Annotated in this window: 19 protein-coding genes; 14 read left to right on the forward strand and 5 right to left on the reverse strand. The window is 74.6% G+C overall.

The genetic code is table 11. The annotated features are described in order from the left end of the window. Positions 1 to 30: 30 nt before the first annotated feature. The 6 genes from AB0L45_RS16715 to AB0L45_RS16740 all read left to right on the forward strand — a co-directional run bounded on the left by AB0L45_RS16715 (position 31) and on the right by AB0L45_RS16740 (position 8,939). Positions 31 to 1,200 (forward strand): 3-deoxy-7-phosphoheptulonate synthase, encoded by a 1,170-nt coding sequence (locus tag AB0L45_RS16715; protein ID WP_365840428.1) that lies wholly within the window; start codon positions 31 to 33, stop codon positions 1,198 to 1,200. A 2-nt stretch (positions 1,201 to 1,202) separates the two neighbouring features. After that, on the forward strand, positions 1,203 to 2,657 hold the full coding sequence (locus tag AB0L45_RS16720; RefSeq protein WP_365840430.1) for a 3-deoxy-7-phosphoheptulonate synthase: 1,455 nt from the start codon (positions 1,203 to 1,205) through the stop codon (positions 2,655 to 2,657). 48 nt (positions 2,658 to 2,705) lie between these two features. Next, on the forward strand, positions 2,706 to 4,052 hold the full coding sequence (locus AB0L45_RS16725; protein WP_365840432.1) for an AMP-binding protein: 1,347 nt from the start codon (positions 2,706 to 2,708) through the stop codon (positions 4,050 to 4,052). Further along, positions 4,049 to 5,221: an FAD-dependent monooxygenase gene (locus AB0L45_RS16730; protein ID WP_365840434.1), complete on the forward strand. Its 1,173-nt coding sequence runs from the start codon at positions 4,049 to 4,051 to the stop codon at positions 5,219 to 5,221. The genes AB0L45_RS16725 and AB0L45_RS16730 overlap by 4 nt, the downstream gene beginning before the upstream one ends. A 162-nt stretch (positions 5,222 to 5,383) precedes the next feature. Beyond that, on the forward strand, positions 5,384 to 7,420 hold the full coding sequence (locus AB0L45_RS16735; RefSeq protein WP_365840436.1) for an ATP-binding protein: 2,037 nt from the start codon (positions 5,384 to 5,386) through the stop codon (positions 7,418 to 7,420). Between the two features lie 7 nt (positions 7,421 to 7,427). Beyond that, entirely contained in the window at positions 7,428 to 8,939 is a 1,512-nt protein-coding gene (locus AB0L45_RS16740) for an ABC transporter substrate-binding protein (RefSeq protein ID WP_365840438.1), read from the forward strand. 12 nt (positions 8,940 to 8,951) lie between these two features. Here AB0L45_RS16740 and AB0L45_RS16745 read toward each other — a convergent pair whose 3' ends face one another. The 5 genes from AB0L45_RS16745 to AB0L45_RS16765 form a co-directional block, all read right to left on the reverse strand. Beyond that, positions 8,952 to 10,361, reverse strand: a complete 1,410-nt coding sequence (locus tag AB0L45_RS16745) for an MATE family efflux transporter (protein ID WP_365840440.1) — start codon at positions 10,359 to 10,361, stop codon at positions 8,952 to 8,954. A gap of 14 nt (positions 10,362 to 10,375) precedes the next feature. After that, positions 10,376 to 11,404, reverse strand: a complete 1,029-nt coding sequence (locus tag AB0L45_RS16750; protein ID WP_365840441.1) for a cysteine synthase family protein — start codon at positions 11,402 to 11,404, stop codon at positions 10,376 to 10,378. A gap of 79 nt (positions 11,405 to 11,483) precedes the next feature. Continuing rightward, complete coding sequence (locus tag AB0L45_RS16755) at positions 11,484 to 12,866, reverse strand: Y4yA family PLP-dependent enzyme (RefSeq protein ID WP_365840443.1); 1,383 nt, start codon at positions 12,864 to 12,866, stop codon at positions 11,484 to 11,486. After that, entirely contained in the window at positions 12,857 to 13,879 is a 1,023-nt protein-coding gene (locus AB0L45_RS16760) for an ornithine cyclodeaminase family protein (RefSeq protein WP_365840445.1), read from the reverse strand. The genes AB0L45_RS16755 and AB0L45_RS16760 overlap by 10 nt, the downstream gene beginning before the upstream one ends. A 25-nt stretch (positions 13,880 to 13,904) precedes the next feature. After that, complete coding sequence (locus AB0L45_RS16765) at positions 13,905 to 14,900, reverse strand: TauD/TfdA family dioxygenase (RefSeq protein ID WP_365840447.1); 996 nt, start codon at positions 14,898 to 14,900, stop codon at positions 13,905 to 13,907. 376 nt (positions 14,901 to 15,276) lie between these two features. On the opposite strand from AB0L45_RS16765, the gene AB0L45_RS16770 reads away from it, so the two are divergent. From AB0L45_RS16770 to AB0L45_RS16805, 8 genes are all read left to right on the forward strand, one after another. Then, the gene (locus tag AB0L45_RS16770) at positions 15,277 to 16,773 is read left to right on the forward strand and encodes an ABC transporter substrate-binding protein (protein WP_365840593.1); all 1,497 of its coding nucleotides are present in this window, start codon (positions 15,277 to 15,279) and stop codon (positions 16,771 to 16,773) included. Further along, positions 16,770 to 17,780 carry an ABC transporter permease gene (locus AB0L45_RS16775; RefSeq protein WP_365840449.1) on the forward strand — a complete coding sequence of 337 codons (1,011 nt, stop codon included), beginning with the start codon at positions 16,770 to 16,772 and terminating at the stop codon, positions 17,778 to 17,780. Before AB0L45_RS16770 ends, AB0L45_RS16775 begins: the two co-directional genes overlap by 4 nt. Further along, positions 17,777 to 18,625, forward strand: a complete 849-nt coding sequence (locus AB0L45_RS16780) for an ABC transporter permease subunit (protein WP_365840451.1) — start codon at positions 17,777 to 17,779, stop codon at positions 18,623 to 18,625. The genes AB0L45_RS16775 and AB0L45_RS16780 overlap by 4 nt, the downstream gene beginning before the upstream one ends. Positions 18,626 to 18,672: 47 nt before the next feature. Further along, positions 18,673 to 20,220 carry an ATP-binding cassette domain-containing protein gene (locus AB0L45_RS16785; protein ID WP_365840453.1) on the forward strand — a complete coding sequence of 516 codons (1,548 nt, stop codon included), beginning with the start codon at positions 18,673 to 18,675 and terminating at the stop codon, positions 20,218 to 20,220. 217 nt (positions 20,221 to 20,437) lie between these two features. Beyond that, positions 20,438 to 20,836, forward strand: a complete 399-nt coding sequence (locus AB0L45_RS16790; RefSeq protein ID WP_365840595.1) for a cyclic nucleotide-binding domain-containing protein — start codon at positions 20,438 to 20,440, stop codon at positions 20,834 to 20,836. A 185-nt stretch (positions 20,837 to 21,021) separates the two neighbouring features. Then, positions 21,022 to 21,696: a CBS domain-containing protein gene (locus AB0L45_RS16795; RefSeq protein WP_365840455.1), complete on the forward strand. Its 675-nt coding sequence runs from the start codon at positions 21,022 to 21,024 to the stop codon at positions 21,694 to 21,696. A gap of 269 nt (positions 21,697 to 21,965) precedes the next feature. Beyond that, positions 21,966 to 22,649 carry a DUF305 domain-containing protein gene (locus AB0L45_RS16800; protein ID WP_365840457.1) on the forward strand — a complete coding sequence of 228 codons (684 nt, stop codon included), beginning with the start codon at positions 21,966 to 21,968 and terminating at the stop codon, positions 22,647 to 22,649. A gap of 133 nt (positions 22,650 to 22,782) precedes the next feature. After that, positions 22,783 to 24,342: an AMP-binding protein gene (locus AB0L45_RS16805; RefSeq protein ID WP_365840458.1), complete on the forward strand. Its 1,560-nt coding sequence runs from the start codon at positions 22,783 to 22,785 to the stop codon at positions 24,340 to 24,342. Positions 24,343 to 24,347 lie beyond the last annotated feature (5 nt).

Consider the following 24,347-nt stretch of genomic DNA (forward strand, 5'->3'; position numbering starts at 1 on the left):
GACCGCACCGCCCCGAAGGAGCGAACCGCCATGCCCACCCCGACAGCCACCCCGGACACCCCCCGCCTCCACCACCCCGACGGACGCCGGGTCCGCCCCACCGGCGGCCGGACCCGCGTCCTGCCGGTGGAGAGCCCGGCGCAGCTGTGCGAACGGCTGCCGCTCACCTACCACGCGGCGCACACCGTCATGACCGCCCGGCACGACGCCGTACGGGTCCTCGACGGCCGGGACGACCGGCTGCTCGTCATCGCCGGGCCGTGCTCCGTGCACGACCGGGCGGCCGCCCTCGGCTACGCGTCCCGGCTGCGGGACGCGGCGGCCTCGCTGGCGGACGACCTGCTCGTCGTGATGCGGGTCTACGTCGAGAAGCCGCGCACCTGCCTCGGCTGGCCCGGCCTGGTCGGCGACCCCGGCCTGGACGGCGGCGCCGACCTCGGCCGCGGCCTGGCCGAAGCCCGGTCCCTGATGCTCGACATCGCCGAGACCGGGCTGCCGGTGGGCTGCGAATGGGTCAACCCGGCCACCCCGGCGTACCTGTCCGACGTCGTCGCCTGGGGCTCCATCGGGGCCCGTACGGCAGCCAGCCAGGTCCACCGGGACCTGGCCAGCGGCCTGCCGATGCCGGTCGGCGTCAAGAACGGCACGGACGGCTCGGTCCAGGTCGCGGTCGACGCCGTACGGGCCGCGGCCGCACCGCACACCTTCCTCGGCGCGTCCGGCGCCGGACCGGTGTCCCTGCTGCGCACCAGCGGCAACCCGGACTGCCACGTCGTCCTGCGCGGCGGCGCCGACGGCCCCAACTACGGTGCGGCACACGTCCGCCGGGCGGTGGAGCTGCTCGCCGCTTCCGGGCTGCCGGCCCGCGTCGTCGTGGACGCCAGCCACGGCAACAGCGGCAAGCAGCACGAGCGGCAGCACGCGGTCGCCGAAGACCTGGCGGTACGGATCGCCGACGGCGACACGACCGTGCGCGGCGTGCTCCTGGAGAGCTTCCTGGTACCCGGCCGCCAGGACGCCGGCGCCGGCCGCCCGCTGGTCTTCGGACAGAGCGTCACCGACGCGTGCATCGGCTGGAGCGGCACCGCCCAGCTGCTGCGGGAGCTGGCCGGCGCGGCACGGGCCCGCCGCCGCTCCACCTGCCCCCACCCCCGGGCGGCGGCCGTCCCCGGTACCGCCCCTCCCCTGGAAAGGACCTGACCGTGTTCACCCCGCTCCGCTACCCCAGTACCGACCGCCACCTGCCGGACGGCTGTGCCGCCGGCGACCGGTCCCCCGACCGGCCGGCCCCGCGCCCCTTCGACCTCGGTGACGTCGCCCGGTTCCGCAGCCCGTTGACCCGGATGCTGCTCGCCAGCGACGGGCTGACCACCACCCTGCTGGAGTCCGCGCTCGCCACGCCCCTGCGGCTGCGCGTGCTGCACCAGGGCACCGCGCCCGCCGCCGCGCAGGACGCGCTGACTCGCCGCTGCCTGAGCCTGGGCCGGGACGAACAGGTCCTGGTACGCCGCTCCGCACTGGCCGACGCCGCGCTGACGCCCGTCTCGCTCAACACCGTCGTGGGGCTGGTGCCCGACGACCCGGCGCTGGCCGCGTGCCTGACCAGCGGCCGTACGCCGATCGGTTACGGCCTGCGGGCCGCCGGCGCGATGCGCGGCCGGCGGCTGGTGGAGGTCGGCGTGGCCGGATGGGAGCACGACGGCCGGGTCCGGTCCGCCGTGTTCAAGTCGTACGTGGTGCTCGACGGTGACCGGCCCTGGCTGTTCCTCCGCGAGCTGTTCAACCCGCGGCTGGTGCCCGCCGCTCTGGAGAACGACGAGAGCGGCGAGAACGGCGGTCCGGCACCGGTCCGGCCACCGCCGGTCGTCGTTCCGTCGCCGCCCGCGCGGCAGCGGCTCCTGGGCCGTCCTCGTCCGCTCACCGAGGAGATCGGGCGCGCCGGGCCCGCCGTACCGGACCCGCATCCGGTGCTGGCTCCGACGGTGCGCGGCGAGGCGTTCCTCCTGCAGCTCGGGCGCCATGCGACCGGCGCGCTGACGACGGCGGCCACCGCGCTGCTCCACCACGTGGCCGGCGTCCCGGTCACCGTCGTCACCGGTGGGCACGCCCCGCCGGGTGTGCTGCCCCGGGAGGCGCGGTGGGTCGCCGAGGAGTACCGGGCGGCGGCCGGCTCCGCCGCCTGGCTGGGCGACTTCCCGCAGCTGATGACGTTCCTCGACACCTGCCCGCCGCCGATCGCCGGACAGGTCCGGTGGACGGCCGACGGCGACCGTGTGCCGCCGTCCGGTGCGGTGACCGGACTGTGCCCCCGACCGGGCTGCCACCCCCGCGAGGTCGCCGCGCGGTGCGCCGCGCTCAACCCGGGGCGGGTGCCCGGGCGGCTGCTGCTGGCCGTACGGCTGGCCCCGGACCGGATCCTGGCCGAGCTGCCCGCGCTGATCGAGGCCGTGGCCTCCACGGGCACTCCGGTGACGTGGGTCTGCGCGCCCCGGCCCGGCGGGGCCACGGCGGCGGCCGAGATCGACACGTTCTTCGACACCCACTACTCGCTGGGCAGCCGGCCCGGCGGTCTGCTGCTCGACGAGAGCGGCCGCACCCCGGCCGAGGTACTGCGGACGGTCCACGCCGCCGCGTCCGCCTGGCAGCCGGCGGCCTGACCCGCCCTCCCCCTCCACCTCCCTCAGCCGTACGAAAGCGAGCCTCCCATGTCGTACCGACACCACACCGACATCGCCCTCATCGACGAGCAGGGCCCCCTCACCCGCCGCGCGCTGCGTGCCGCGGTCACCGGCCGGGCCGCCGAACTCGCCGCGGCGGGGCTGCGCCCCGGCGACCGGGCGGTGCTCTGCCGCCCCAACGGCCGCGCGTGGGTCACCGATTACCTCGCGCTGGCGGAGCTGGGCGCGGTGAGCGTTCCGCTGAACGCCGCGTCCGCGCCGGACGAGATCCGCCACGCGGCCGCCGACAGCGGCGCCGTCCTCCTCCTCACCCCCGAAGGGCCCGGCCGTCCGCCACCGGGCCCGCCCCGCTCCCCCGCCACCGGTCTCTCCGGCATCGCGACCATCGCCTACACCTCCGGCACCACGGGCCGCCCCAAAGGAGCGCTCCAGACCCGCCGCGCGGTACGGCTCGGCGGGGAGAACATCGCCCGGCGTCTCGCGCTGGGCCCCGGCGACACGGTGCTCAGTCCGCTGCCGCTGGCGCACACGTACGGCACCAACGTGCTGAACGCCGCACTGTCCGCCGGGGCGGCGCTGGTCCTCCTCACCCGCTTCACCGAGGAGGCGGTCGAGGAGGCACTGCGCCGCCACCGCCCCACCGTGCTGGCCGGGGTGCCGACGATGTACCGCAGACTGCTGGTCCGTACGGAGCTGCCGCTGGAGTCGGTGCGCTGTTCGCTCTCCGCCGGCCAGCCCGCCGGAGCGCAGCTCGCCCGCGCCTGGCAGGAACGGTCCGGCGCCGTCTTCGCCGAGGGCTGGGGCATGACCGAACTGGCCGGCCTGGCCGCGCTCACCCCCGCCGACGACCCCGGCCACCCGGGCACGTCCGGCCCGCCCGTACCGGACGCCCGGGTCCGTACGGGCGAGAACGGTGAACTGCTGGTGCGCGGGCCCTTCGTCACCCCCGGCTACCTGGGCGCGCCCGAGGCCACCGCGGAGGTCCTGACGCCCGGCGGCGCACTGCGCACCGGGGACGTCGGCCACGTGACGGACGACGGTGACGTGACCGTCCTGGACCGCCTCAAGGACGTGATCCTGTGCGGCGGTTACACGGTCTACCCGGCCGAGGTGGAGCGGGTGATCGCCGGTCATCCGGCGGTGGCCGCGGTCGCGGTGACGGCCATGCCGGACGCGGTACGCGGCGAGTCCCCGCGGGCCTGGATCGCGACCGTCACCGACGGGGCCGCGGACGAGGCCGCGATCCTCGCCCACTGCCGGGCGTACCTGGCGCCGTACAAGGTCCCCCGCCGTACGACGTTCCTGCCCGAACTTCCCACCACCGCGGGCGGCAAGGTCGCACGCGGCCGGCTGCCCCGTCAGGAGGCGTCATGAACACCACCGCGACACCATCTGTCCTGGTCTTGGGTGCGGGCCCGGTCGGGCTGGCCACGGCCCTGCTGCTGCGGGCCCGCGGCTCGGCCGTCACCGTCCTGGAGGCGGCGGCGGAAGACGCCCCGCGGCCCGGCAGCCGGGCGATCTTCCTGCACCGGCAGTCGCTGGCCACGCTCGCCGCCGCCGACCCGGTGCTCGGCACCGAACTGGTCGCCGCCGGGCTGGTCTGGGGCGCGAGATGCACCTCGTACGAGGGCCGGGAGATCCACCGCCGTACGTACCCCCCGCCCCCGGCGGACCGCGCGCCGTTCTCCAGCCTCCCGCAGCCGGTCATGGAGGAACTGCTGCGCGCGGCCTGCCGCCGTGCCGGAGCGGAGATCCACTGGGGCGCCCCGGTCACCGGTCTCGTCTCCTCACCCGACGGCGTGGCGGTGCGCACTCCGCAGGCCGGGCACCGTGCCGCGTACGCCGTCGGCTGTGACGGGGCCAGGTCGGCCGTGCGCCGGGCCATCGGCGTACGGCTGCGCGGCCCCCGCTCCCCGCACGCGTTCCTCGTGCTCGACGTGGCCGACGACCCCGGGCGCCCGCTGCCGCGGGAGCGGGCGTTCCACTACCGCGACCCGCGCATGGCCGGGCGCAACGTGCTGACCGTGCCGTTCCGCGGCGGACTGCGCGTGGACGTGCAGTGCCGTCCCGACGACGATCCGGAGGCGCTGGCCGGGGCCGCGGCGGACTGGCTGCCCGGCCTGCTGCCGGACGGTCACGCCTGCGCCGTGACCTGGTCCTCCCACTACCGCTTCCAGCAGGTGGTCGCCGACGGCCTCACCGACCGGTACGGCCGGGTGCTGCTCGCCGGGGAGGCAGGGCACCTCTTCGCGCCCTTCGGCGCGCGGGGCCTGAACTCGGGCATCGCCGACGCGGCGGCGGCCGCGGCCGCGACGGTCACCGGTGACGTGGCCGGCTTCGCGGCCGCCCGCCACCGGGCCGCCCTGCTCAACCGGCAGGCAGCCGGGTGCGCGCTGGCCCACCTGACCGCTGCCGCGCCCTGGCGGCACGCCGCCCAGCGGCTGGCGGCCGCCGCGGCGCCCTGTTCCCGCCGTGCCGGGAGCTGGCTGGACCGCGCCCCGTACGGCCCGCGTGACGCCGGCATTCCGGGGAGCCGCTACTGAGCGCCGGTCTCGTCCGTCCCGCGGGCGACGCGGACGGGAACGTTCCGTCACGCCTCACCGGCCTCATACGGCCCAGTGGTCACCCAGGAGCCCGAACCGCCTTGCGTCCGACGTCAATTGCTGCATCCTGGTCCCTCGCGACGGTGGCCACGAGGGGGCACGGTGCAGTCCCGACGTGATCTGATGATCCGGGAGTTCGTCGGTCAGCGGCTCGTCCGGGCAGCCGGTGAGCACACCCGGCATCCGGTTCTGCTGCTCCTCGGGCCCCGCGGCAGCGGCAAGTCCACGCTGTCGGACCAGCTGGAGACCTGGGGCCGCCGGGCGCCGCTGGCCGCTCTGGACCTCGCGGCGCTCGACGACGGGGTGCACCATCCCGTCGACGTACTGGCCCGTATCGCCTTCCAGCTCAACGCCCGCCGGCCGGACTTCCCGCCGCTGGCGCTGCCCTCCTTCGCCGTCCTGCTGATGGCGCTGTCCGCCGAGGCCGACCCGGAGAGCCGGGACGCCGCGCTGGCCCAGACGCGCGAGGCGCTGCGCACCGGCCGCGCGGAGGACCACTCGCTGGCGGTGCTGCGGGAGCTGGTGACCTCGGTCGGCGTGCCGATGGGGCTGCCCGGTTGGTCGGCGGCGGTGGTGCCGCTGATACAGGGCTGGCAGCGGGCCCGGGTGTGGTGGGGCGTGCACCGGCGGCTGCGGCGGGTGCCGCGCGGCGGCCCCCGGCCGCAGGCCCCGGCGGACGCCCTCGTCGAGCTGAACCAGCACTTCCGGCACGGTACGGCGGCCCAGCGGGAGCGCGCCGAGTCGGTGCTGCTCCAGGCGTTCCTCGCCGACCTCCAGGGCGCGTACACCCGGCACGGCGGCGACCGCACCCGTACCCTGCGCTGCCTGGTGCTGCTGGACAACGCCGACAGCGAGCTGGGCGACGCGTTCCTCCAGGCCCTGGTCGAGGCGCGGGCTACCGGGCCGGAGCACCCGGACCCGCTGGTCGTGGTGGCGAGCGCGCGTCGCGCGCCGGACGTGCTGCGGCAGTTGGAGCAGGGGCCCCGGCAGCTGGGCGGGTACCTGTCGTGCTGGCAGCCGCCGGAGCGGGAGGACGGGCCGGAGCTGTTCGTACCGCGGGTGGTGGCCCGGCCCGGTGGCGGTGCCCGTCTGGAGGTGGCGCAGCTGCGTCCGCTGGACCGGGCCGAGGTGCAGGAGCAGGCGAGCCCGTGCGTGAAGCGGATGCCGCAGGCGGCCCTGGCGGGCATCGCGCATCCGGTGGCCTGGCTGGGCCGTACGGTCCACGAGCTGACGCGCGGCCACCCGGCCGCGACCCGTGCGGTGCTGGACGCGCTGGAGGACTTCGCCCCGGGAGTGCCGTGCGGGCGGCGGCTGCGCATGGTGATGGCGCCCGAAGGGCCGCACTCCGTCGCGGACACGCTGCTGGAACTGCTCCTCCAGGACCTGCCGCAGGAGCTGGCCGAGGCGGCGCTGCCCCGCGCGGCCGCCGCCGTCACCCTCGGGCAGGCCGCGAGCACCGCCGGCCTGTGGCAGGACGGTGTACCGCCGCGCCTGCTGCGCGGGCTGGCGCACGACGACCGGCACGCCCGGCGGCTCACCTTCGACGGGCAGCCGCACAGTGCGCTCCCCGATCTCGTGCGCAGGCTGCTGCTGGGCAGGTTGTCGCTGGCCCCGGCGCCGGCCGCCGACGCCTCCGCGTCACCGTGGGACCGTACGCACGAGATCCTGCGGGACGCGGCGGAGTCGGGGCGTGTCGGCGCTTACCACGGGCTGGCGTCCGGCGATGTCCAGGGCACGGTGAACTACCTGTACGACCGCTTCCTCGACGTGTGCGAAGGCCCCGGCTCGGCGCGGGCGTGGTGCGAGGAGCTGTCCTGGATCCAGCGCGCGCCGCGCCGCTGGGAGGCGGAGGCGCTGGGCCGCTCGGCGGGTGCGGAGTTCCAGCACCGGCTCGCGCGGGCGCAGAGCCCGCCCGACCGGCTCATGGTCACCCGCCTGCTGGTCGCCGGGTGGATCACCACGCACCCGGCGACCGATCCGTACGCGGCGCTGTGGTCCGACCCGCTGGGCGATCCGGCGGCCGAGCTGTACCCGAAGATTGTCGATGCACTGCAGACCCTGAGCGGCCGGCTGAGCGACGAGACGGACCACGACGTGCTGTGGCAGCGGGCGGCCGCCTACGAGAGGAAGCCGTGGTGACCGTCGGATGAGTGACGAGGACCAGCTCACGGTTCCGCGGGCGCGGCCCCGCAGATGGCTGCGGGCCGCCGTCGCGGTGGCCGTCGCGGGCGCCCTGGGCGGGGGCGGGTACTGGCTGTACGACGAGGTGTTCGAGCAGTGTGCCGACGGGGTGCGTGAGCAGGGGCCGCGCGACGAGTGCGTGGGCGTGACCGACGGCTCGTACGTCTTCGACCCCGCGCTGCGGGACATCTCGCGGCAGATCCTGGACGAGAACCGGCGGGTGGCGAAGTCCGGGAAGCCCTGGGTCTCGGTGGCCTACCTGCAGCCGCTGACGCCCGGCACCGGCGACAAGGGACGGGACAGCATACGGCGCGAGCTGGAGGGCGCCTACCTGGCCCAGCGCGAGCTGAACGACCCACGGCGCGGCGGGCGCGGCGACTCCCCGCAGATCACGTTGCTGCTGGCGAACAGCGGCGCCGGGTCCGCGCAGTGGGAGCCGCTGGTGGACCAGCTCAAGGAGATGAAGGACGGGGACCAGCACCTGGTCGCCGTGGCGGGCTTCGGGCAGAGCCGACGGACCACCCAGCAGGCGATCGACGCGCTGCGCGAGGCCAGGATCCCCATGATGGGCTCGACCGTGACCGCCGATGCCGTCAACCGGCCGGGGCAGACCGGGTTCTGGCGGGTCGCGGCCACCAACTCCGACCAGGCGTCGGCCGCGGTGCGCCACCTGCGGGCCGTGCAGAACCGTCCCGGGCGGCAGCGCCCGTACCGCGTGACGACCCTCAGGGACCGCAGCGAGCAGGACACCTACAGCACCTCCCTGTACCGGGGCTTCACCGCGGCCGCCGCGCGGCACGGCCTGAAGGTCACCGACCTGGGGCTGGCCTACAGCGCGGACGACCCCGCCATCGCCAACGCCTTCTCCGCCCTCGCCGACCGGGTGTGCTCCGACCGGCCGGACGCCGTGTACTTCACGGGCCGCGGGCGCGATCTGCGGGTCTTCATCGAGGCGATGGCCGCCGCGGGCCGGCGCTGCCCGACCACGGTGGTCACCGCGGACGACGCGGTCGGCGTCTTCGACGTCCCGGAGAGCTACGAGTCGCGGCAGGCGTTCCGCAAGGTGTGGGAGCGCAGCCGCGTGACCGTGCGCCACACCGTGCTGGCCCACCCCGACCAGTGGACGGACACCTACCCCGGCGCCGGCAACCCGCTGCCGCAGTTCCGCGACGCCTACCGGCAGGACATCCGCCGCACGGACGACGAACTGGCCGACGGGCAGGCCATCATGGGCCATGACGCCCTGCTCACCCTGGGCGTGGCCATCCGTGACGGGGCGGGCCGCCAGGGCACCGGCCCGGTCACCACGGGCAGCACCCGCCAGATGCTGCTCCAGATCAGCGGCAGCAAGCCGGTGTACGGGGTCAGCGGGCCGGTCCGGTTCGACGAGCGCGGCGATCCGGTGGGCAAGCCGCTGGCGCTGGTGGAGCTGGAGCCGGACGGTTCGTACGCCTTCCAACAGGTGGTGTGGCCGTAGGGGCGGCACCGTTCACGCCGTCCGTACGGGCTGCGCGGCGGCCGTCCTGGCGCGCAGGCTCGCCCCGTAGCGGCGCAGGAGCAGGACGGCGGTGGTGGCGAGGCCGGTGAGGAGGCCGAGCCAGATGCCGAGGGTGTGCAGTCCGGCGGCGTAGCCCAGGAGCCAGGCGGCGGGCAGGCCGACGGCCCAGTAGCCGACGAGGGTGATGCGGAAGCCGCTGCGGGTGTCGTCCAGGCCCCGCAGGAGGCCGACGCCGATGTTCTGCGCGCAGTCGAAGAACTGCAGGACCATGACGACGAGCAGCAGGTGGGTGGCGATGGAGACGGCTTCGGCGTCCCGTGCCCCGCCGGTGTCGAAGAAGGGGCGCAGGACGAGTCCGGGCAGGGTGGCGTAGACGGTCGCGACGACGGCCATCACGGCGCCCGCGCAGGCCAGCGCGGTGTTCTTGATGCGCAGCGCGGTGGCGGTACGGCCGAGGGCCAGTTCGCGGCTGACGTTGATGGACGCGGCGTGGGAGAGGCCGACGGCGACCTGGAAGACGACGTAGACCAGCTGGTTGACGGCGGTGTGCGCGGCCAGCGCGGCGCTGCCGAACGAGCCGGTCATCAGGGCCGTGACGGAGAAGAAGCCCGCCTCGGACCCGTAGGTCGCGGCGATGGGCACACCGAGCCGGACGATGCGGACGGTCGCGGCGCGATCGGCCCTGACGATGTTCAGGCTGAGGTGGGGGCCGAGCACACGGTCGCGTCCGGCGGCGGCGTACAGCGCCAGGAAGGACAGGAGGTGGACGGCGGAGGTGGCCACTCCCACGCCGGGCAGGCCCAGTTCGGGAAGCCCCCAGGTGCCGTGTATCAGACCCCAGTTGAGGGCCGCGTTGACGGCGACGGAGACGACGGTGATGCGCAGCAGCGCCTGCGGCCGCCGCATGCCCACGGTGAACTGGCGCACAACCTGGAACCACAGGCACGGCAGCAGCCCGGGGGCGAGGGCGAGCAGCATCGTGCGCGCCCGGCCGGCGACGTCCGCCTCTTGGCCGAGCACGCCGAGCGCCTGGCCGATGAGCAGCATCAGGACGGCGCCCGCCAGCCCGGCGAAGGTGGCCACGGCCAGGCCGGCGCGGACGATCGTTCGGACCTCCGCGTCCCCCGCGCCCGGGTCCGTGTCCGCCCGCTCCCCCGCCGTCTCGGCGCGCGCCGAAGCGGCGGCGATGCCGTTGCCGACGGAGGTGACCAGGCCGACGCCCATGGTGCGCAGCTGGTTGAAGATGACGATGGCCAGTCCGCCCGCCGCGAGGTCGGCCGTGCCGAGCATTCCCATCATGACGGTGTCGGTGGTCGTCAGGGCGACCTGCGCGAGCTGGGTCAGGACGAGGGGGACGGCCAGGGCGGCGAGCGCGCGGCTGTCCCGGAGAAGCGTGGTCACCTGCATGAACGGGCTCACATCCGGCGGAGTTTGGTCAGCGTCTCGTCGATCTCGTGTTCCAGGCCAGGGTCGAGGAGAGCGTGGGCCCGCATCCAGTCGTCGTCGAAGACGGTGTCCAGGTACTTCTCGCCGCCGTCGTTGACCAGGGCGACCATGGTGGTGCCGGGCGGGGCGGCGGGGAGCCGGGCCAGGGCCTCGTGGACGACGCCGCCGGCGGATCCGCCGATGAGCAGTCCGGTGACGCGGGCGACGGCGCGGGCGGTGGCGAAGGCTTCGGCGTCGCCGACCTTCACCCCCTCGTCGATCAGGTCGAAGTCGACGAGCGCGCCGATCTCGGCGCCTTCGGGGGTGCCGGTGCCGGACTGGTGGTACGGGTGGGCCGGGCCGCCGAAGGCGATGGAGCCCTTGGGTTCGACGCCGACCGTCCGGCAGCCGGGGACGAGGGTGCGCAGTTCGCGGGTGGTGCCGCAGAGGGCGCCGCCGGTGCCCACCGCGCCGATCAGGACGTCGATCCGCCCGTCGAGGGCCTGGTGGAGTTCGTGCGCGACGGGGAAGTAACCGACACCGTTGCTGGGGTTGTTGTGCTGTTCGGTGAAGACGGTGTTGTCCTGGCCGCGGGCCAGCTCCGCGGCCAGTTCCTCGCGGGCCGCGGTGGCCAGTTCCTCGGTGCCGTCGTCGGTGACGTGGACGAGTTCGGTGCCCAGGGCCTTCATGGCGCGCAGTTTGTCGGCGCAGGCGTGGTGGTCGACGACGGCGGTGAAAGTGTAGCCGCGCTCGGCGGCGACGACTGCCAGGCCCAGGCCGGTGTTGCCGGAGGTGGACTCGACGATGCGCCCGCCGGGCCGCAGCGCGCCGCGCGCCTCGGCGTCCAGGATCATCTGGCGGGCCATCCGGATCTTCGCGGTGCCGGTCGGGTTGAACATCTCCAGCTTGAGCAGCAGGCGGCTGCCCGTCTCGGTGCGGCACAGTTCGAACAGGGGGGTGCGGCCGATGAGGTCGGATATGCGGGAGACCACGGCGGGGTGCGCGAGGGCCTCTTTCACGGGGCGGCTCCTGAGCGGGGAAGGGCTGGTCACACGGGTCTTGTGCAGGCCGGCGGCGGGCCGGACCCGGCCGGCTGCTTCAGCGGGCGGGGTGCCGGTCGAGGCGCCAGCGCGGCCGGGGGCCCAGGCGGTCCACGACGACCTTGGGCGGCAGCGGCAGACCGTGGAAGGGGGACTCGTTGGAGTCCATCTGGTATCCGGCGGTGTTCGGGTAGACCAGCAGGTCACCGACGCGGGGCCGGGCGGGGAACGGGACCTTGCGCCAGGTGAGCAGGTCGGCTTCCAGGCAGGTCGCGCCGCCGACGCACGCGGGGTGCACCGCGTCGCCGCGGGCCCGCCCCTCCGGGGTGACCAGGTACGGCTCGGGCAGGTACTCGCTGTTGAACCACTGCTCGGACAGGCTCAGGCTGGTCCCGTCGACCGTGAGGATCCGGTAGCCGTCGCGTTCCTTGACGCCCTGGACGCGGAAGACGGAGGCGCCGGCGCCGTCGAGCAGGGCCCGGCCGGGTTCCGCCATCAGCAGCGTGCCGGTCTGCTGGAGCCGTCCGGCCAGGCTGGTGCGGCCGCCGGCGGGGACGGTGTCCAGGACGGCACGCAGGGCGTCGCCGCCCGCGACGGGTGAGTGGTACGGATAGAAACTGTCGGCCTCGAACGTCTTGTGCGCGTGGTAGTGCTCGGGGCGCTGCGCGGCGCGGAACGTCTGCCAGTGGTGCGCGCTGCTGTAGTCCACGGCGAAGCCGCCGCCGATGCTGATCCGGTCGGCCCGCAGGCCCAGGGCCCGTGCGCGCAGGCAGTGGTCGAGGAGCAGCCCGGCGAGGTCGGCGCGCGGCCGGACGGCGCATCCGGACAGGTGGAAGCTGAAGCCCTCCATGCGTACGGCGCCCCCGGCGCGTACGCACCGGTCCAGCGCGGTCTCCAGCTCGGCGGCCGTCATCCCGAAGCGGCTGTGCGGCTGCGCGGGCGGCAGGCGGCGCAGCAGCAGGCGGGCCGGGCGCGCGGTGCCGGTCAGGGCGAGCGTGATGAGCAGGTCGAGTTCGTCGAGGGAGTCGACGGCGACCAGGCAGCCGTGGAGGGCGGCCAGCCGCAGCAGCGCGTCGCTCTTGGCCGGGCCGGTGACGACGAGGTGTTCGCCGCGTACGCCGTGTCCGAGGGCTTCGCGCAGTTCCGGGACGCTCGCCACGTCGACGCCCGCGCCGTGCGCGGCGCAGCGCTCCGCCCAGACGGCGGCCTTGTTGGCCTTCTTCGCGTAGTACACCCGCCCGGCCACCCCGGCGTCGGCGAGGGCGGTGCGGAAGGCGGCGAGGTTGGCGTCGAAGCGGTGCGGGAGCAGGAAGTGGAAGGGGCCGTCGAAGGCGTAGGACAGTTCGTGCAGCAGGCCGCTGTCCAGGACCCGGTCGGTCTCGGGGTCGGGGTGGGCGGGCAGCGTCGGTACGTCCGTGGGGCGCGGGCCGGTCACCGCCACAGCGCCACCTGCGTTCCCAGCCCCTGGTCCAGGGCGAGTTGGGCGAAGCGGTGGCCGAGGGCGATGTCGGTGACGACGAGCCCGCTGTTGTAGGCGAAGATGCGTTCCCGCGCGCTGCCGCGGCCGGTGGCGGTCCCGGCCAGGACGGCCGGGAACTCGGCGTCCACGGCGGGGAACCGGCCCGCCTCGTCGGCCATGTCGGTGCCGGTGACCTTCATCTGCGCCTCGCTGGTGGCCACCACCCGGTCGGCGCGGTGCAGGGTGGACGGCGCCAGGCCGTGGCCGACGAGGACGGACAGCGCGCCGGGCCGCAGCCAGCCGGCCTCGACGGCCGCCGTGGTGTGGCCGCCCGCGGTCGCCACGAGCACGTCGGCGTCGCCCGCCGCGGCCCGCAGGTCGGTGACCCGTTCCACGTCCCGGTCCGGGTGGTGGGCGCGCAGTTCTTCGCGTACCGCCGCGATGCCGTCGGGGTGGCTGCCGTACAGCATCAGGCGTTCCAGGTCCGGCAGGGTGGTCAGCAGGAAGGGCAGGGCCAGGCGGCCCTGGGTGCCGGTGCCGATGACCAGGGCACTGCGGGCGCCGGGCGGGGCGCACTCGCGGGCGAGCAGGGCGGAGACGGCCGGGGTGCGCAGCGAGCCGATGCGGCCGCAGTCCATCATCGCGACGGGCAGGCCGGTGACGTCGTCGTAGAGCATCAGGGTCGTGTAGTAGTGCTGGTTTCCGCGGTCCTTGTCCAGGCCGTGCTTGTACGAGGTCTTCACGGCGACGGCGTCGCGGGAGCCGTCCCGGCCGAGCATCGCGTACGCGACGGAGTGCCCGTCGGCGGGTTTGACGGTGAGTTTGCGCGGGTTGTCGGAGCCGCCCGCGGCGAGGGTGCGGTAGGCGCCTTCGACGGTGGCCACGACGTCGGCGTGGGTGATGCCGAGGCCGGCGAGGTCGCTGGTGGTCAGGACGCGCAGGGTGCGGTCGTCGGGTATGGAGCGGGGGTCGGCGGCCAGGGTGCTGTCGGTCATGTCCGTCCTCGGGGAGATGCGGCTGTCATCCGGTGTGCGCTTCGACGGCGGCCTGACCGTAACCGTGCTCCGATGCCTCGGCCAGGGGGCGTGTACGGCGCGCGGGGACACGGACCGAAGCACGCTTGAGCCAGCGGTCGGTGCCGTCGTAGCGGGCCTGGAAGGGCACCCGGCCGTGTACCACCAGGTCGTTGTCGACGACGAGCACGTCGCCCGGTGCGAGACACACGGCGCGTGAGACGCGGGCGAGTTCGTCCGCCAGGCGTCCGTAGGCGGCCCGGTGGCCGGTGGGTGCGTCGTCCAGGGGGGTGTAGGCGGGGTCGAAGCGCAGCGTCAGGCCGTCGTCCGTCCGGTGGAGGGTGGGGACCGGGGGCGGCGGCCCGCCGTCGAAGTTCCGGGCCTCGGCGTACGCGTCGTCGGGCAGGATCGGCAGCAGCGGCCGGGTGAGCAGTGCGATGTCGTCCTCGGCGAGCCGGACGTTGCGGATGCCGGCCGCGGTGGTCGCGATGCGGTCGTGGTTGCGCATGCAGCTGAGCATGAGCAGGTGGGCGCGGCCGGGGTGGAAGGCGTCCTCGGTGTGCGGGCTGAGCAGTGCGGTGCTGCCGGCGCCGGTCTGCTCGGTCTCGTGACCGGGGGCGGGCACGATGTTGTGCACGAAGCGGCCGGCCTGCTGGCCGTGCCAGGCGATGGGGTTGCCCATCACGGTGGCGAGCAGCAGCAGGACGACGTCGTGCACGGCGCCGCTGTCACCGGCGGCGGCCCAGCCGACGGGGGTGGGGCCCAGCTCGGTGTCGTCGACGTGCAGGCCGCGCAGCACGAACAGGCCGTCGTCGGTGTCGACCGGACGGAGCTGGTGGCGGAGCGTGCCGGGCAGTACGGCGGCGGATTCCGCGACGTGGGCGAGGAGTTGCGGCGAGGCGGCGGAGGTGCCGGTGGCGCCGAGGATCCGCTCGGCGGTGCGGCGCAGTTCCGTGGCGTCGGCGGGGTCGAGCTGGCGGACGGGTGCGGCTCCCGTGGTCATGTCGAGACAGTCCGTTTCCGTGGAGGGTGGGAATCGGGTCCGGGGTGCGACGCCGCGCGGGCAGGGCGTGGCGCGCTCGACAGCCCGGGCAGGGGGCGGCCATGGCTGCCGCTCCGTGTCCGGGGTCCAGCGGACAGTAACGACGCTACCCATCTAACTTAGGTAAGGCAAACCTCACTTTATTTGTCGCGCCTGCCCGCCTTCAGGTAACTCCCGCCCATTAAGGCCCAGTTGACGACGCCCAATAGGCGCACTCGGCGGCGAGCGCCCTTGCGGGAACAGTTCTCATTAGGGTAGGCAACCCTAAGTGACCGACCGAACAGAGCGAGGCAGCGTGGACTTCAACAGGCGTCAAGTGCTCTCCGTCGGCGGGGGCATGGGCGCGGCCGCGCTCCTCGCCGCGTGCGGCGGCGGCAGCGGCCCGGAACCCGCCGCCGGCGGCCCGCGACAGGGCGGCACCCTGCGCATCGGCGCCCTGGGCCGCCCCTCCGCCCTCACCCGCGACCCGCACGGCACCCAGGGCAACGAGAGCGACTACCTCGTCATCGCCCTCGTGTACGACACGCTGACCGCGCCCGGCGGCAAGGAGAACACCGTCGGCCGCCTGGCCTCCGCCTTCACCCCCTCGAAGGACCTGAAGACCTGGCGCTTCACCATCGCCGAAGGCGCCGCCTTCCACGACGGCACACCCGTCACCGCCGACGACATGGTCTGGTCGCTGCGCCGGCTGCGCGGCACCCCCTCCGGGGCGGCCCGGCTGCCCGGTGTCACGGCGGACCGCATCACCGCCGACGGCAAGCGCACCGTCGTCCTCGTCTCGGACTACGCCAACGCCGAACTCCCCCTGCTCACCCGGCTGTCGACCTTCGTCCTGAAGAAGGACACCCCCGACAAGGCGATAGCCAAGGCCCCGGGCACCGGCCCCTTCACGCTGGACTGGTACCGCGGCGGCAACGCCCGGCTGCTGCGCAACAAGCACTGGTACGGCGGCGCGGTCCACCTCGACGCCATCGAGGTCACCATGTTCCAGAGCCCGCAGGCGATGGCCAACGCGATGCTGTCCGGCCAGCTCGACGTGGCCTCCAACGTCGGCGCGGTCGCGGCCCGTACGGCCAAGGCGCGGCAGGACATCCGGGTCGTCCGGCGCCCCGACGACATGGCCATGCCCATCGTGATGCGTACCTCCGGCGGCCCGTTCGCCGATCCGCGGGTCCGCGACGCGATGAAACTGCTGGTGGACCGCGAGGCGATGGTCCGGCAGGTGCTGTCCGGGTACGGCACGGTCGCCAACGACATCCTGGGCACCGGCGACCCCGCGTACGCCAAGGACATCCCGCAGCGCCGGCGCGACCTGGCCCAGGCCAAGAAGCTGCTGACCGACGCCGGGTTCGACTTCTCCCGTACCTACCAGCTCGTCACCACCGAGGACGTCGCCGGACTCGCCGAGTCCGCCACCCTCTTCGCCTCCCAGGCCCGCGAGGCCGGCGTCAGGATCGAGGTCGTCAAGCAGGAGTCCGGCGCCTTCTACCAGAAGACCTGGCTCAAGGGGGACTTCTACACCGCCTACTGGGGCACCAACGACTCCGTGGTGTTCTTCGCCTCCAAGACCCTGACCACCGGAGCCGGGCAGAACGAGGCCGACTGGTCCGACAAGGCGTTCGACGCCGCGTACCGCAAGGTCATGGGCACCGCCGACCGCACGGCCCGCACCGCCGCCCTGCGCGACCTCCAGCGCATCGAGCACGAGAAGTCCGGCTACCTGCTGTGGGGCATGGCGGACGGCATCGACCTGGCCGCCCCGAAGGTGCACGGCCTGCCGACACTGCCCGGCTACGGGCGCGTCCAGCTCGAAAACGTCTGGCTCGCCCCGTGACCGCGACCGGCACCCGGCCCGTCGAGACCGCCGCCCGGCCGGTGCCGAAACCCGCCGGGCGGCGCGCCGGGGCCCTGGCCGCGCGGATGGCGGCCGTCCTGGCCAAGCGGCTCCTGATGCTGGTGGTGCTGCTCGCGCTCGTCTTCGCCGCGATCGAACTGCTGCCGGGCGACGCGGCCACCGCCACGTCGGAACGCGGCGAGAGCGCGGCGGACCTCGCCGCCCGCCGCCACCTGCTCGGCCTGGACCGGCCGGTCTGGGAGCGCTTCGGCGACTGGATCACCGCGCTGCCCACCGGCGACCTCGGCACCTCGGCCCGCGGTGAACGCGTCGGCGACCTGCTCGCGGCGCCGCTGCCCAACACCGTCCTGCTGGGCAGCACCGCCTTCGTCCTGACCGTCCTCGGCGCGCTGGCCCTGGGCCTTGGGGCCGCCGCGCGCCCGAAGGGCCTCGTGGACCGGGTCGTGGACCTCACCTCCACCGCCGCCTTCGCCCTGCCGGAATTCGTGGTAGCCGTGGGCCTGTTGCTCGTGCTGTCGCTGTGGACGGGCCGACTGCCCGCCACCACCGTCACCGGCGCCGACGGCGCGCCCGCCGACTGGACGATGCTGGTGATGCCGGTGCTGGCGCTGACCGTTCCGCAGACCGGCTGGAACACCCGCATCGTCCGCGGCGCCCTGGCCGACCAGGCCGCGACCCCGCACGTCGAAGCGGCCCGCCTGGACGGCCTGCCCACCCGGCAGGTGCTGCTCCGGCACGCGCTGCCGGGCGCCTGGCCCGCCATCGCCACCGGCGTCGCCACGTCCACCGGCATGCTGCTCGGCGGCACCGTCGTCGTCGAGACGCTCTTCAACTATCCCGGTATCGGCACGGTGCTGGCCGGGGCCGTCGCCGACCGCGACACCCCGGTCGTCGCCGCCGTCGTCGCCTGCTCGGCCGCCCTGATCACCGTCGTCCTCCTGCTGGCCGACCTGGTACGCGCCCGCACCCTGGGAGCCCGCTCATGAGCACCGCCGCGCTGTCCGCCCGGCCCCGCGTACGCCGCCCCCGGCCACGCGTCCTGGCTCCCGTGGCCCCCGCCGCGCTGCTCGTCGCACTGGCCCTGGCGGGCCCGCTGCTCGCCGCACACCCGGTCGACAAGCCGGTCACCGCTCCGTACGGCGCGGCGGGCGCGGACGGCGCGGCGCTGGGCGGCGACCAGCTCGGCCGCGACGTGCTCAGCCGCCTCCTGCACGGCGGGAGCGCGCTGATCGGCAGCGCCCTCGTGGTCGCCGTCGTGGTCACCTTCCTGGCGACCCTGCTCGGCTGCTTCGCCGTCCTCAGCCCGCGGCTGGGACGGCTGGTCGAGCGCGCGGCGGACACCGCGATCCTGCTGCCGCCGGTGCTGGGCATCATGCTGCTCGCGCTGGCCTGGCCGGGCGGCGGCCGCCTCGCGATCTCGGTGGCCGCCGTCGTGCTGGGCGTCCCGTACGCGGTACGGATCGTGGCCGGTGCGGCGGCGCCGGTCGCCGCCTCCGGGTTCGTGGAAGCTGCCGTCGCCGGTGGCGAGCGCCTGGGGTACCTGGCGCTGCGCGAGATCCTGCCCCACCTGCGGGCCACCCTCCTCGCCCTGTTCGGCCTGCGCTTCGTCGACGCGGTGTACGTCATCTCGATGGCCGGCTTCCTCCAGCTCGGCCCCCGGCCGCCGGAGGCCGACTGGGCCCTGATGATCCGTGAGAACGGGCCCGGCATCCTCCTCAACCCGTGGGCGGTGGTCGCGCCCGGCCTGGCCATCGGCCTGCTCGCGATCAGCGTCAACCTCGCCGCCAACGCCCTGGCACCCGTCACCGCGCGCAGGGCCGCCCTGCGCTGAACTTCCGGCCGCCCCGCGCCCGCGCGCCCGCTCCCCAGGACTTCGCCTTGACCGACTCCCCGCCGCCGCCCGTCACCGTCACCGACCTCGAAATCGCCCTCGCCACCGGGCCCGTACTCCTGCGCCGTACCGGCCTCACCCTGCACGCCGGCCGGATCGCCGCCCTCACCGGGCCGTCCGGCTCCGGCAAGACGACGCTGCTGCGCGCCCTGATCGGCGAACTCCCGCAGGGCGCTCACGTCACCTCCGGCAGCATCGACGTGCTCGGGCGGGACGTCCTCACCCTCGCCCCCGAGGCACTGCGCACCCTGCGCCGCCGGCACGTCGCCTACGTGGGCCAGGACCCCGGCTCCGCCCTCAACCCCCGGATGACGGCCCGCCGGCTGATCACCGAACTGGCCGCCGACCCGTCCCCCGAGGCCGTCGACCACATCCTGGCCGAGTGCCACTTGCCCAGGCCGCTGGCCCACCACCGCCCCGGCGCGCTCTCCGGCGGCCAGCAACGGCGGCTCGCGCTGGCCCGCGCCCTCGCCCGGCGTCCCGAAGTGCTGCTGCTGGACGAGCCGACCGCCGGCCTCGACGCCGAACTGCGCGACGACATCACCGCGCTCCTGCGCCGCCTCGCCACCGAGCACGGCCTCGCCGTCGTCATGGCCGGCCACGATCCGCACGTCGTCGAGAGCTGCGCCGACTCCGTCGTCACCCTGGAGGCCGGAGCCACGCCGTACGCGCCCGAGGCCGCGCCTCCCCCGGCTCCGCACGCGCCCGAGGCCGTCCCCCCGTCCCCGTACGCGCCCGCCGCCGTCCTCCCCGCCCAGGGCCGCCCGGCACGGCGCCCCGCCACCGTCTCCGCACCGGCCGGAGACCCCGCAGCCGTGGCCGAAGGGCTGCACGCGGAGAACCTGCACGTCGCCTTCACCCACCGCGGCCACACCCACCACGCCCTGGAGGGCGCCGGCCTGCACATCCCCGCCGGCTCCGCCACCGGCATCACCGGCCCTTCCGGATGCGGCAAGACGACCCTCCTGCGGACCCTCGCCGGCCTCCAGGTCCCCCGGACCGGCACCCTCACCTGGAACGGCCGGCCGCTGCCCGCGAACGCCCGCAAACGCAGCCGCGACCAGCAACGGCGCATCCAGTTCGTCCCGCAGAACCCGCTGGGCGCCCTCAATCCCTCGCGCACCATAGGCGCCACGCTCACCCGCCCGCTCCGGCTGCACCGCGTCGTCACCCCGCCGGAGCTGCCCGAGCGGGTCGGCAGCCTCCTCGAAGCCGTCGGCCTCCCCCGCGACTTCGCCCACCGCTACCCGCACGAACTCTCCGGCGGACAGCGCCAGCGCGCCTCCATCGCCCGCGCCCTCGCCACCGAACCCGACCTCCTCCTGTGCGACGAGGTCACCTCCGCCCTCGACCCGGCGACCGCCACCGCGGTCCTGGACCTGCTGACCCGTCTGCGCGCCGAGCGGCGACTGACGCTCGTCCTCGTCAGCCACGAACTGGAGCTGGTCACCGCCTACACCGGCACGGTCCACCTCCTGCGGTCCGGACGCATCGTGCGGCCCGCGGCGCGCCGGGAGGGAGCCGCTTCGGCGTGACGGACCCGTGGCGGGGCTGTTCGGCCCGGTGAAAGGGCTGTTCGGCCCGTCCCGGGGCGGCTGCGGGCGGCGGATCCTGAGGACATGGGAACCGCCGGTGCCGGTGGCCCGCCCGGTACACCACGGGCGCCGGTGCCGCGCAGGATGCGGAGGTGGAGCGGTGAGGACGACGACCGGACGGCTCGGTGCGCTGCCCGCGGAACACCGCGAGCGGCTGATGGCGCTGGCCCGGGAGGTCTCCTTCCCGGCCGGCACGCGGCTCTTGGAGGAGGACCGGAAAGCCGACCGCTTCTGGATCCTGCGTACCGGGTCGGTCCAGCTCGACCTCCGGGTGCCGGGCCGCCGGGCCGCGGTCGTCGAGACGCTGCACCCGGGCGACCTGCTGGGCTGGTCGTGGCTGTTCCCGCCGTACAGCTGGCACCTGGGCGCGGAGACGCTGAGTCCGGTACGCGCCTGGGAGTTCGACGCGCAGGACGTACGGGCGCTGTGCCACGCGGACCCGGAGCTCGGGCACGCGCTGGTGCTCCGGTACGCCGAGGTGGTCGGCGACCGGCTGCGGTGCGCGCGGACCCGGCTGCTGGACCTCTACGGGCCGTACGGGAGCGGCGTCCACTGACCACCTGTGTCCGGGCCCCGGCCGGGCGCCCGGAGCCCGGACACAGGTTCCGGCCGTCGGAGCCGGCGGATCCTCCTCACACCGCCGGCTCCGGCTCCGGCCTCGGTCCGCATCGACGGGTGTGTGGTGCACGGGCCCGTGAGGCACAACTCTGGGGGTAGGAGCCCGCGCTGAAGGAGTCCGTGATGCAGGAACCCGTGACGCCAGGGAACAACCCCCGCACCGTCGGCGACGTGATGACCCGCACCGTGATCAGTATCGGCCGCACCGCCCCCTTCAAGGAGATCGTCCGCACGATGGACCAGTGGAAGGTCAGCGCACTGCCCGTCGTGGAGGGGGAGGGCCGGGTGGTCGGTGTGGTGTCCGAGGCCGATCTGCTGCCGAAGGAGGAGTTCCGCGACCACACCCCCTCGCGCATCGAGCAGATGCGCGTCCTGGACGCCCTGATCAAGTCCGGTGGCGTCACGGCCGACGAGCTGATGACGGCCCCCGCCGTCACCGTGCACGCGGACGCCAGCCTCGCGCAGGCCGCGCGCACCATGGCCTGGTACCGCATCAAGCGGATGCCGGTGGTGGACGCCTTCGGCCGCCTCGAAGGCGTCGTCAGCCGCAGCGACCTCCTCAAGGTCTTCCTCCGCGAGGACGAGGACATCGCCGAGGAGGTCCGGCGCACGGTCGTCGGCCAGCTCTTCGCCGCCCGCAGGCAGCACCTGACCGTCGAGGTCTCCCAGGGCATCGTGACCCTCGCCGGCACCATCACCGACACCTCCCTCATACCGGTGGCGGCCCGCCTGGTCCGGGCCGTCGAAGGCGTGGTCGACGTCGACATGCAGCTCAGGAGCGGCGACGGGCGCACCTGAGGCAGACGGCACGGACACGGGGCGGGGGCGGGCGGCCGTGGCTGACCGCCCCTGCTCGCCGTGGGTCCGGGGCCGTGGGTGAGGATGCCGGGGCGGACGGGGCGGGCGGTGGCCGGCTCCGGTCAACCGCGTGAGTGGGCCGCTCATCCCTTCGCGGCGTGCCGCGCCGTCACGCGCTTCGATCGCTTGCCCGCGTCGGTAGTGCGGGCGTAGGCCGACGCGCGCGCGGGGGCGTTCTCCGTGTGCTGAGGGATCGAGGTGGGCTCATCATGCATGCCGGCGAGCGACGTTTCTGTCGCCGTGTCGCACTGGCCGGTGCGCTGGCCGCCGGGGCGCTGGCCCTCGCGGGCTGCGGGAGCGGCGACGGCGGCGGGGGCAGCCCGGCCGCGGCGTCCCGCAGCGGTTCTCCGGCGCGCGCCGCGCACAACGACGCGGACGTGCGGTTCGTACAGCGGATGATCCCGCACCACCGGCAGGCCGTGGAGATGGCGGAACCCGCGGCTGCGCGCGCCTCGGACCAGGAGGTCAAGGATCTGGCTGCGAAGATCGCCAAGGACCAGGCCGCCGAGATCGCCACCCTGCGGGGGTGGCTGAAGTCCTGGGGCGAGCCGGAGGCGGCCGCGACCGGCTCCGGTGATCTGGGAACGCCGTCCGCCGAGCACAGCCCGCACGGCATGGACCACGGGCAGGTCGGACGGGACGGGGCGGAGATGGACGGGATGGTGTCCGACCAGGACATGGCCGCCCTCAGGAAGGCGGAGGGCGCCGACTTCGACCGGAAGTTCACCGGGCTGATGACCGGGCACCACGAGGGCGCGGTCCAGATGGCGCGCACCGAGCGCGAGCTCGGCCGCGACGAGGATGTGCAGCGGCTCGCCGGCGCCGTCGTGCGGAGCCAGTCGGCGCAGGTGGCTCAGCTCAAGAAGATCCACGACCGGCTCGCGGACCGCTGACCGGAGAATTGCGCGCCGCGCCAGTCACTTTTCAGACATCACACGCTGTTCATCAGCAGGACACCTTCATACGGCAACCAGTTGTTAGCTTACCGAAAAGCAGTAATCGCCTACATCGGTAGGGAGACCCCCCATGACCACCTATTCCACTGCCGCAGAGGTGAATTCCCCGACGACCGACTTCCGCACCTACGCCGAATGCCTTCTCGACGTCATGGCGACAACTCCGGACCGGCCCGTCGTCACCACGGCGGACGGCCGGGAGGTCACCGCCGGAGAATTCCGCGACAGCGTGTACCGCATCGCCCGGGAACTGGCCGGCTGGGGCGTCGGGCGCGGCAGCACCGTCTCCCTCCTCTCCGGGAACCGGCCGGAGGCCCTGACCGCGCGGTACGCCGCCAACCTGCTCGGCGCCCGGACCGTCTTCCTCTACCAGGGCATGGCCCCCGAGGCCCTCGCCCACATCGCGGAGAGCGTGGACACCGCGGTGCTGCTGGTCGACCCCGACCTGCCGGACGCCACCGAGAGCCTGCTGGCCCACGCCCGGCCCCCGTACGTCCTCTCCTTCGGCCCCGGCCCGCACGGCCAGGACCTGCTGGCGCGCGCCGCACGGCACGCACCGCTGCCCGTACGGAGCGCGGCACGCCCCGAGGACGACTGGTGCATCCGCCACACCGGCGGGACCACCGGCGTCCCCAAGGGCGTCCGCATGGCGCACGGCCCCTACAAGGACATGCTCGCCTTCGGCTCCGTCGGCGCCGGTACGCCGCCCCGCTTCCTGGCCTGCACCACCCTCGCCCACGTGGCCGGCAACATCGCCGACGCCACCTTCCTGGCCGGCGGCTCCGTGGTCCTCCAGCACTCCTTCGACCCCGGCGCGGTGCTCGCCGCCGTCGAGCGCGAGCGCATCACCCACCTGTGGCTGCTGCCCCCGTTGATCTACCGGCTGCTCGACCACCCCGGCCTGGCCGGCACCGACCTGTCCAGCATCCAGCGGATCAGTTACGGCGGCTGCGCCGCCTCGCCGGCACGGCTGCGGCAGGCGCACGAGGCCTTCGGCGCGGTGCTGTTCGGCGGTTACGGCCAGTCCGAGGCGGGCCATGTCACCGTCATCGGCCCGGACGAGCACCGCGACATGCCCGAGGAGGGGCAGGCCACGGTCGGCCGGGTGGTCCCCGGTGTCGAGGTCGCCCTCCACGACGAGCGGGGCGAGCCCGTGCCCGTCGGGGCGGTGGGCGAGATCCGGGTCCGTTCCGGCCAGGCCATGACCGGCTACTGGAAGCAGCCCGGGCTGACCGCGGAGGTGCTGCGCGACGGGTGGGTGCACACCGGGGACCTGGGCTATCTCGACCAGGAGGGCTTCCTGTACATCGTCGACCGGCTCAAGGACATGATCATCGTGGTGGGCGGCCACGTCTACACCGGTGAGCTGGAGGACCTGCTGCTCACCCACCCGGCCGTGGCCCACTGCGCGGCGTTCGGTGTGCGCCGCGCGGACGCCGGCGAGGAGGTGCACGTCGCGGTCGTCCCCGCCGCGGAACACCCGCTGGACCTGGAGCAGTTGCGGGACTTCGTCACCCGTCACAAGGGGGCGATGTACGCGCCCTCCGGGCTGCACCTGGTCACCGAGATCCCGCTGACGCCCGTCGGGAAGCCCGACAAGAAACGCATCCGGGCCACCCTCGGCGCATGAACGGG

This window comes from Streptomyces sp. NPDC052496, assembly GCF_040679095.1.
In the GTDB taxonomy this organism is placed as follows: domain Bacteria; phylum Actinomycetota; class Actinomycetes; order Streptomycetales; family Streptomycetaceae; genus Streptomyces.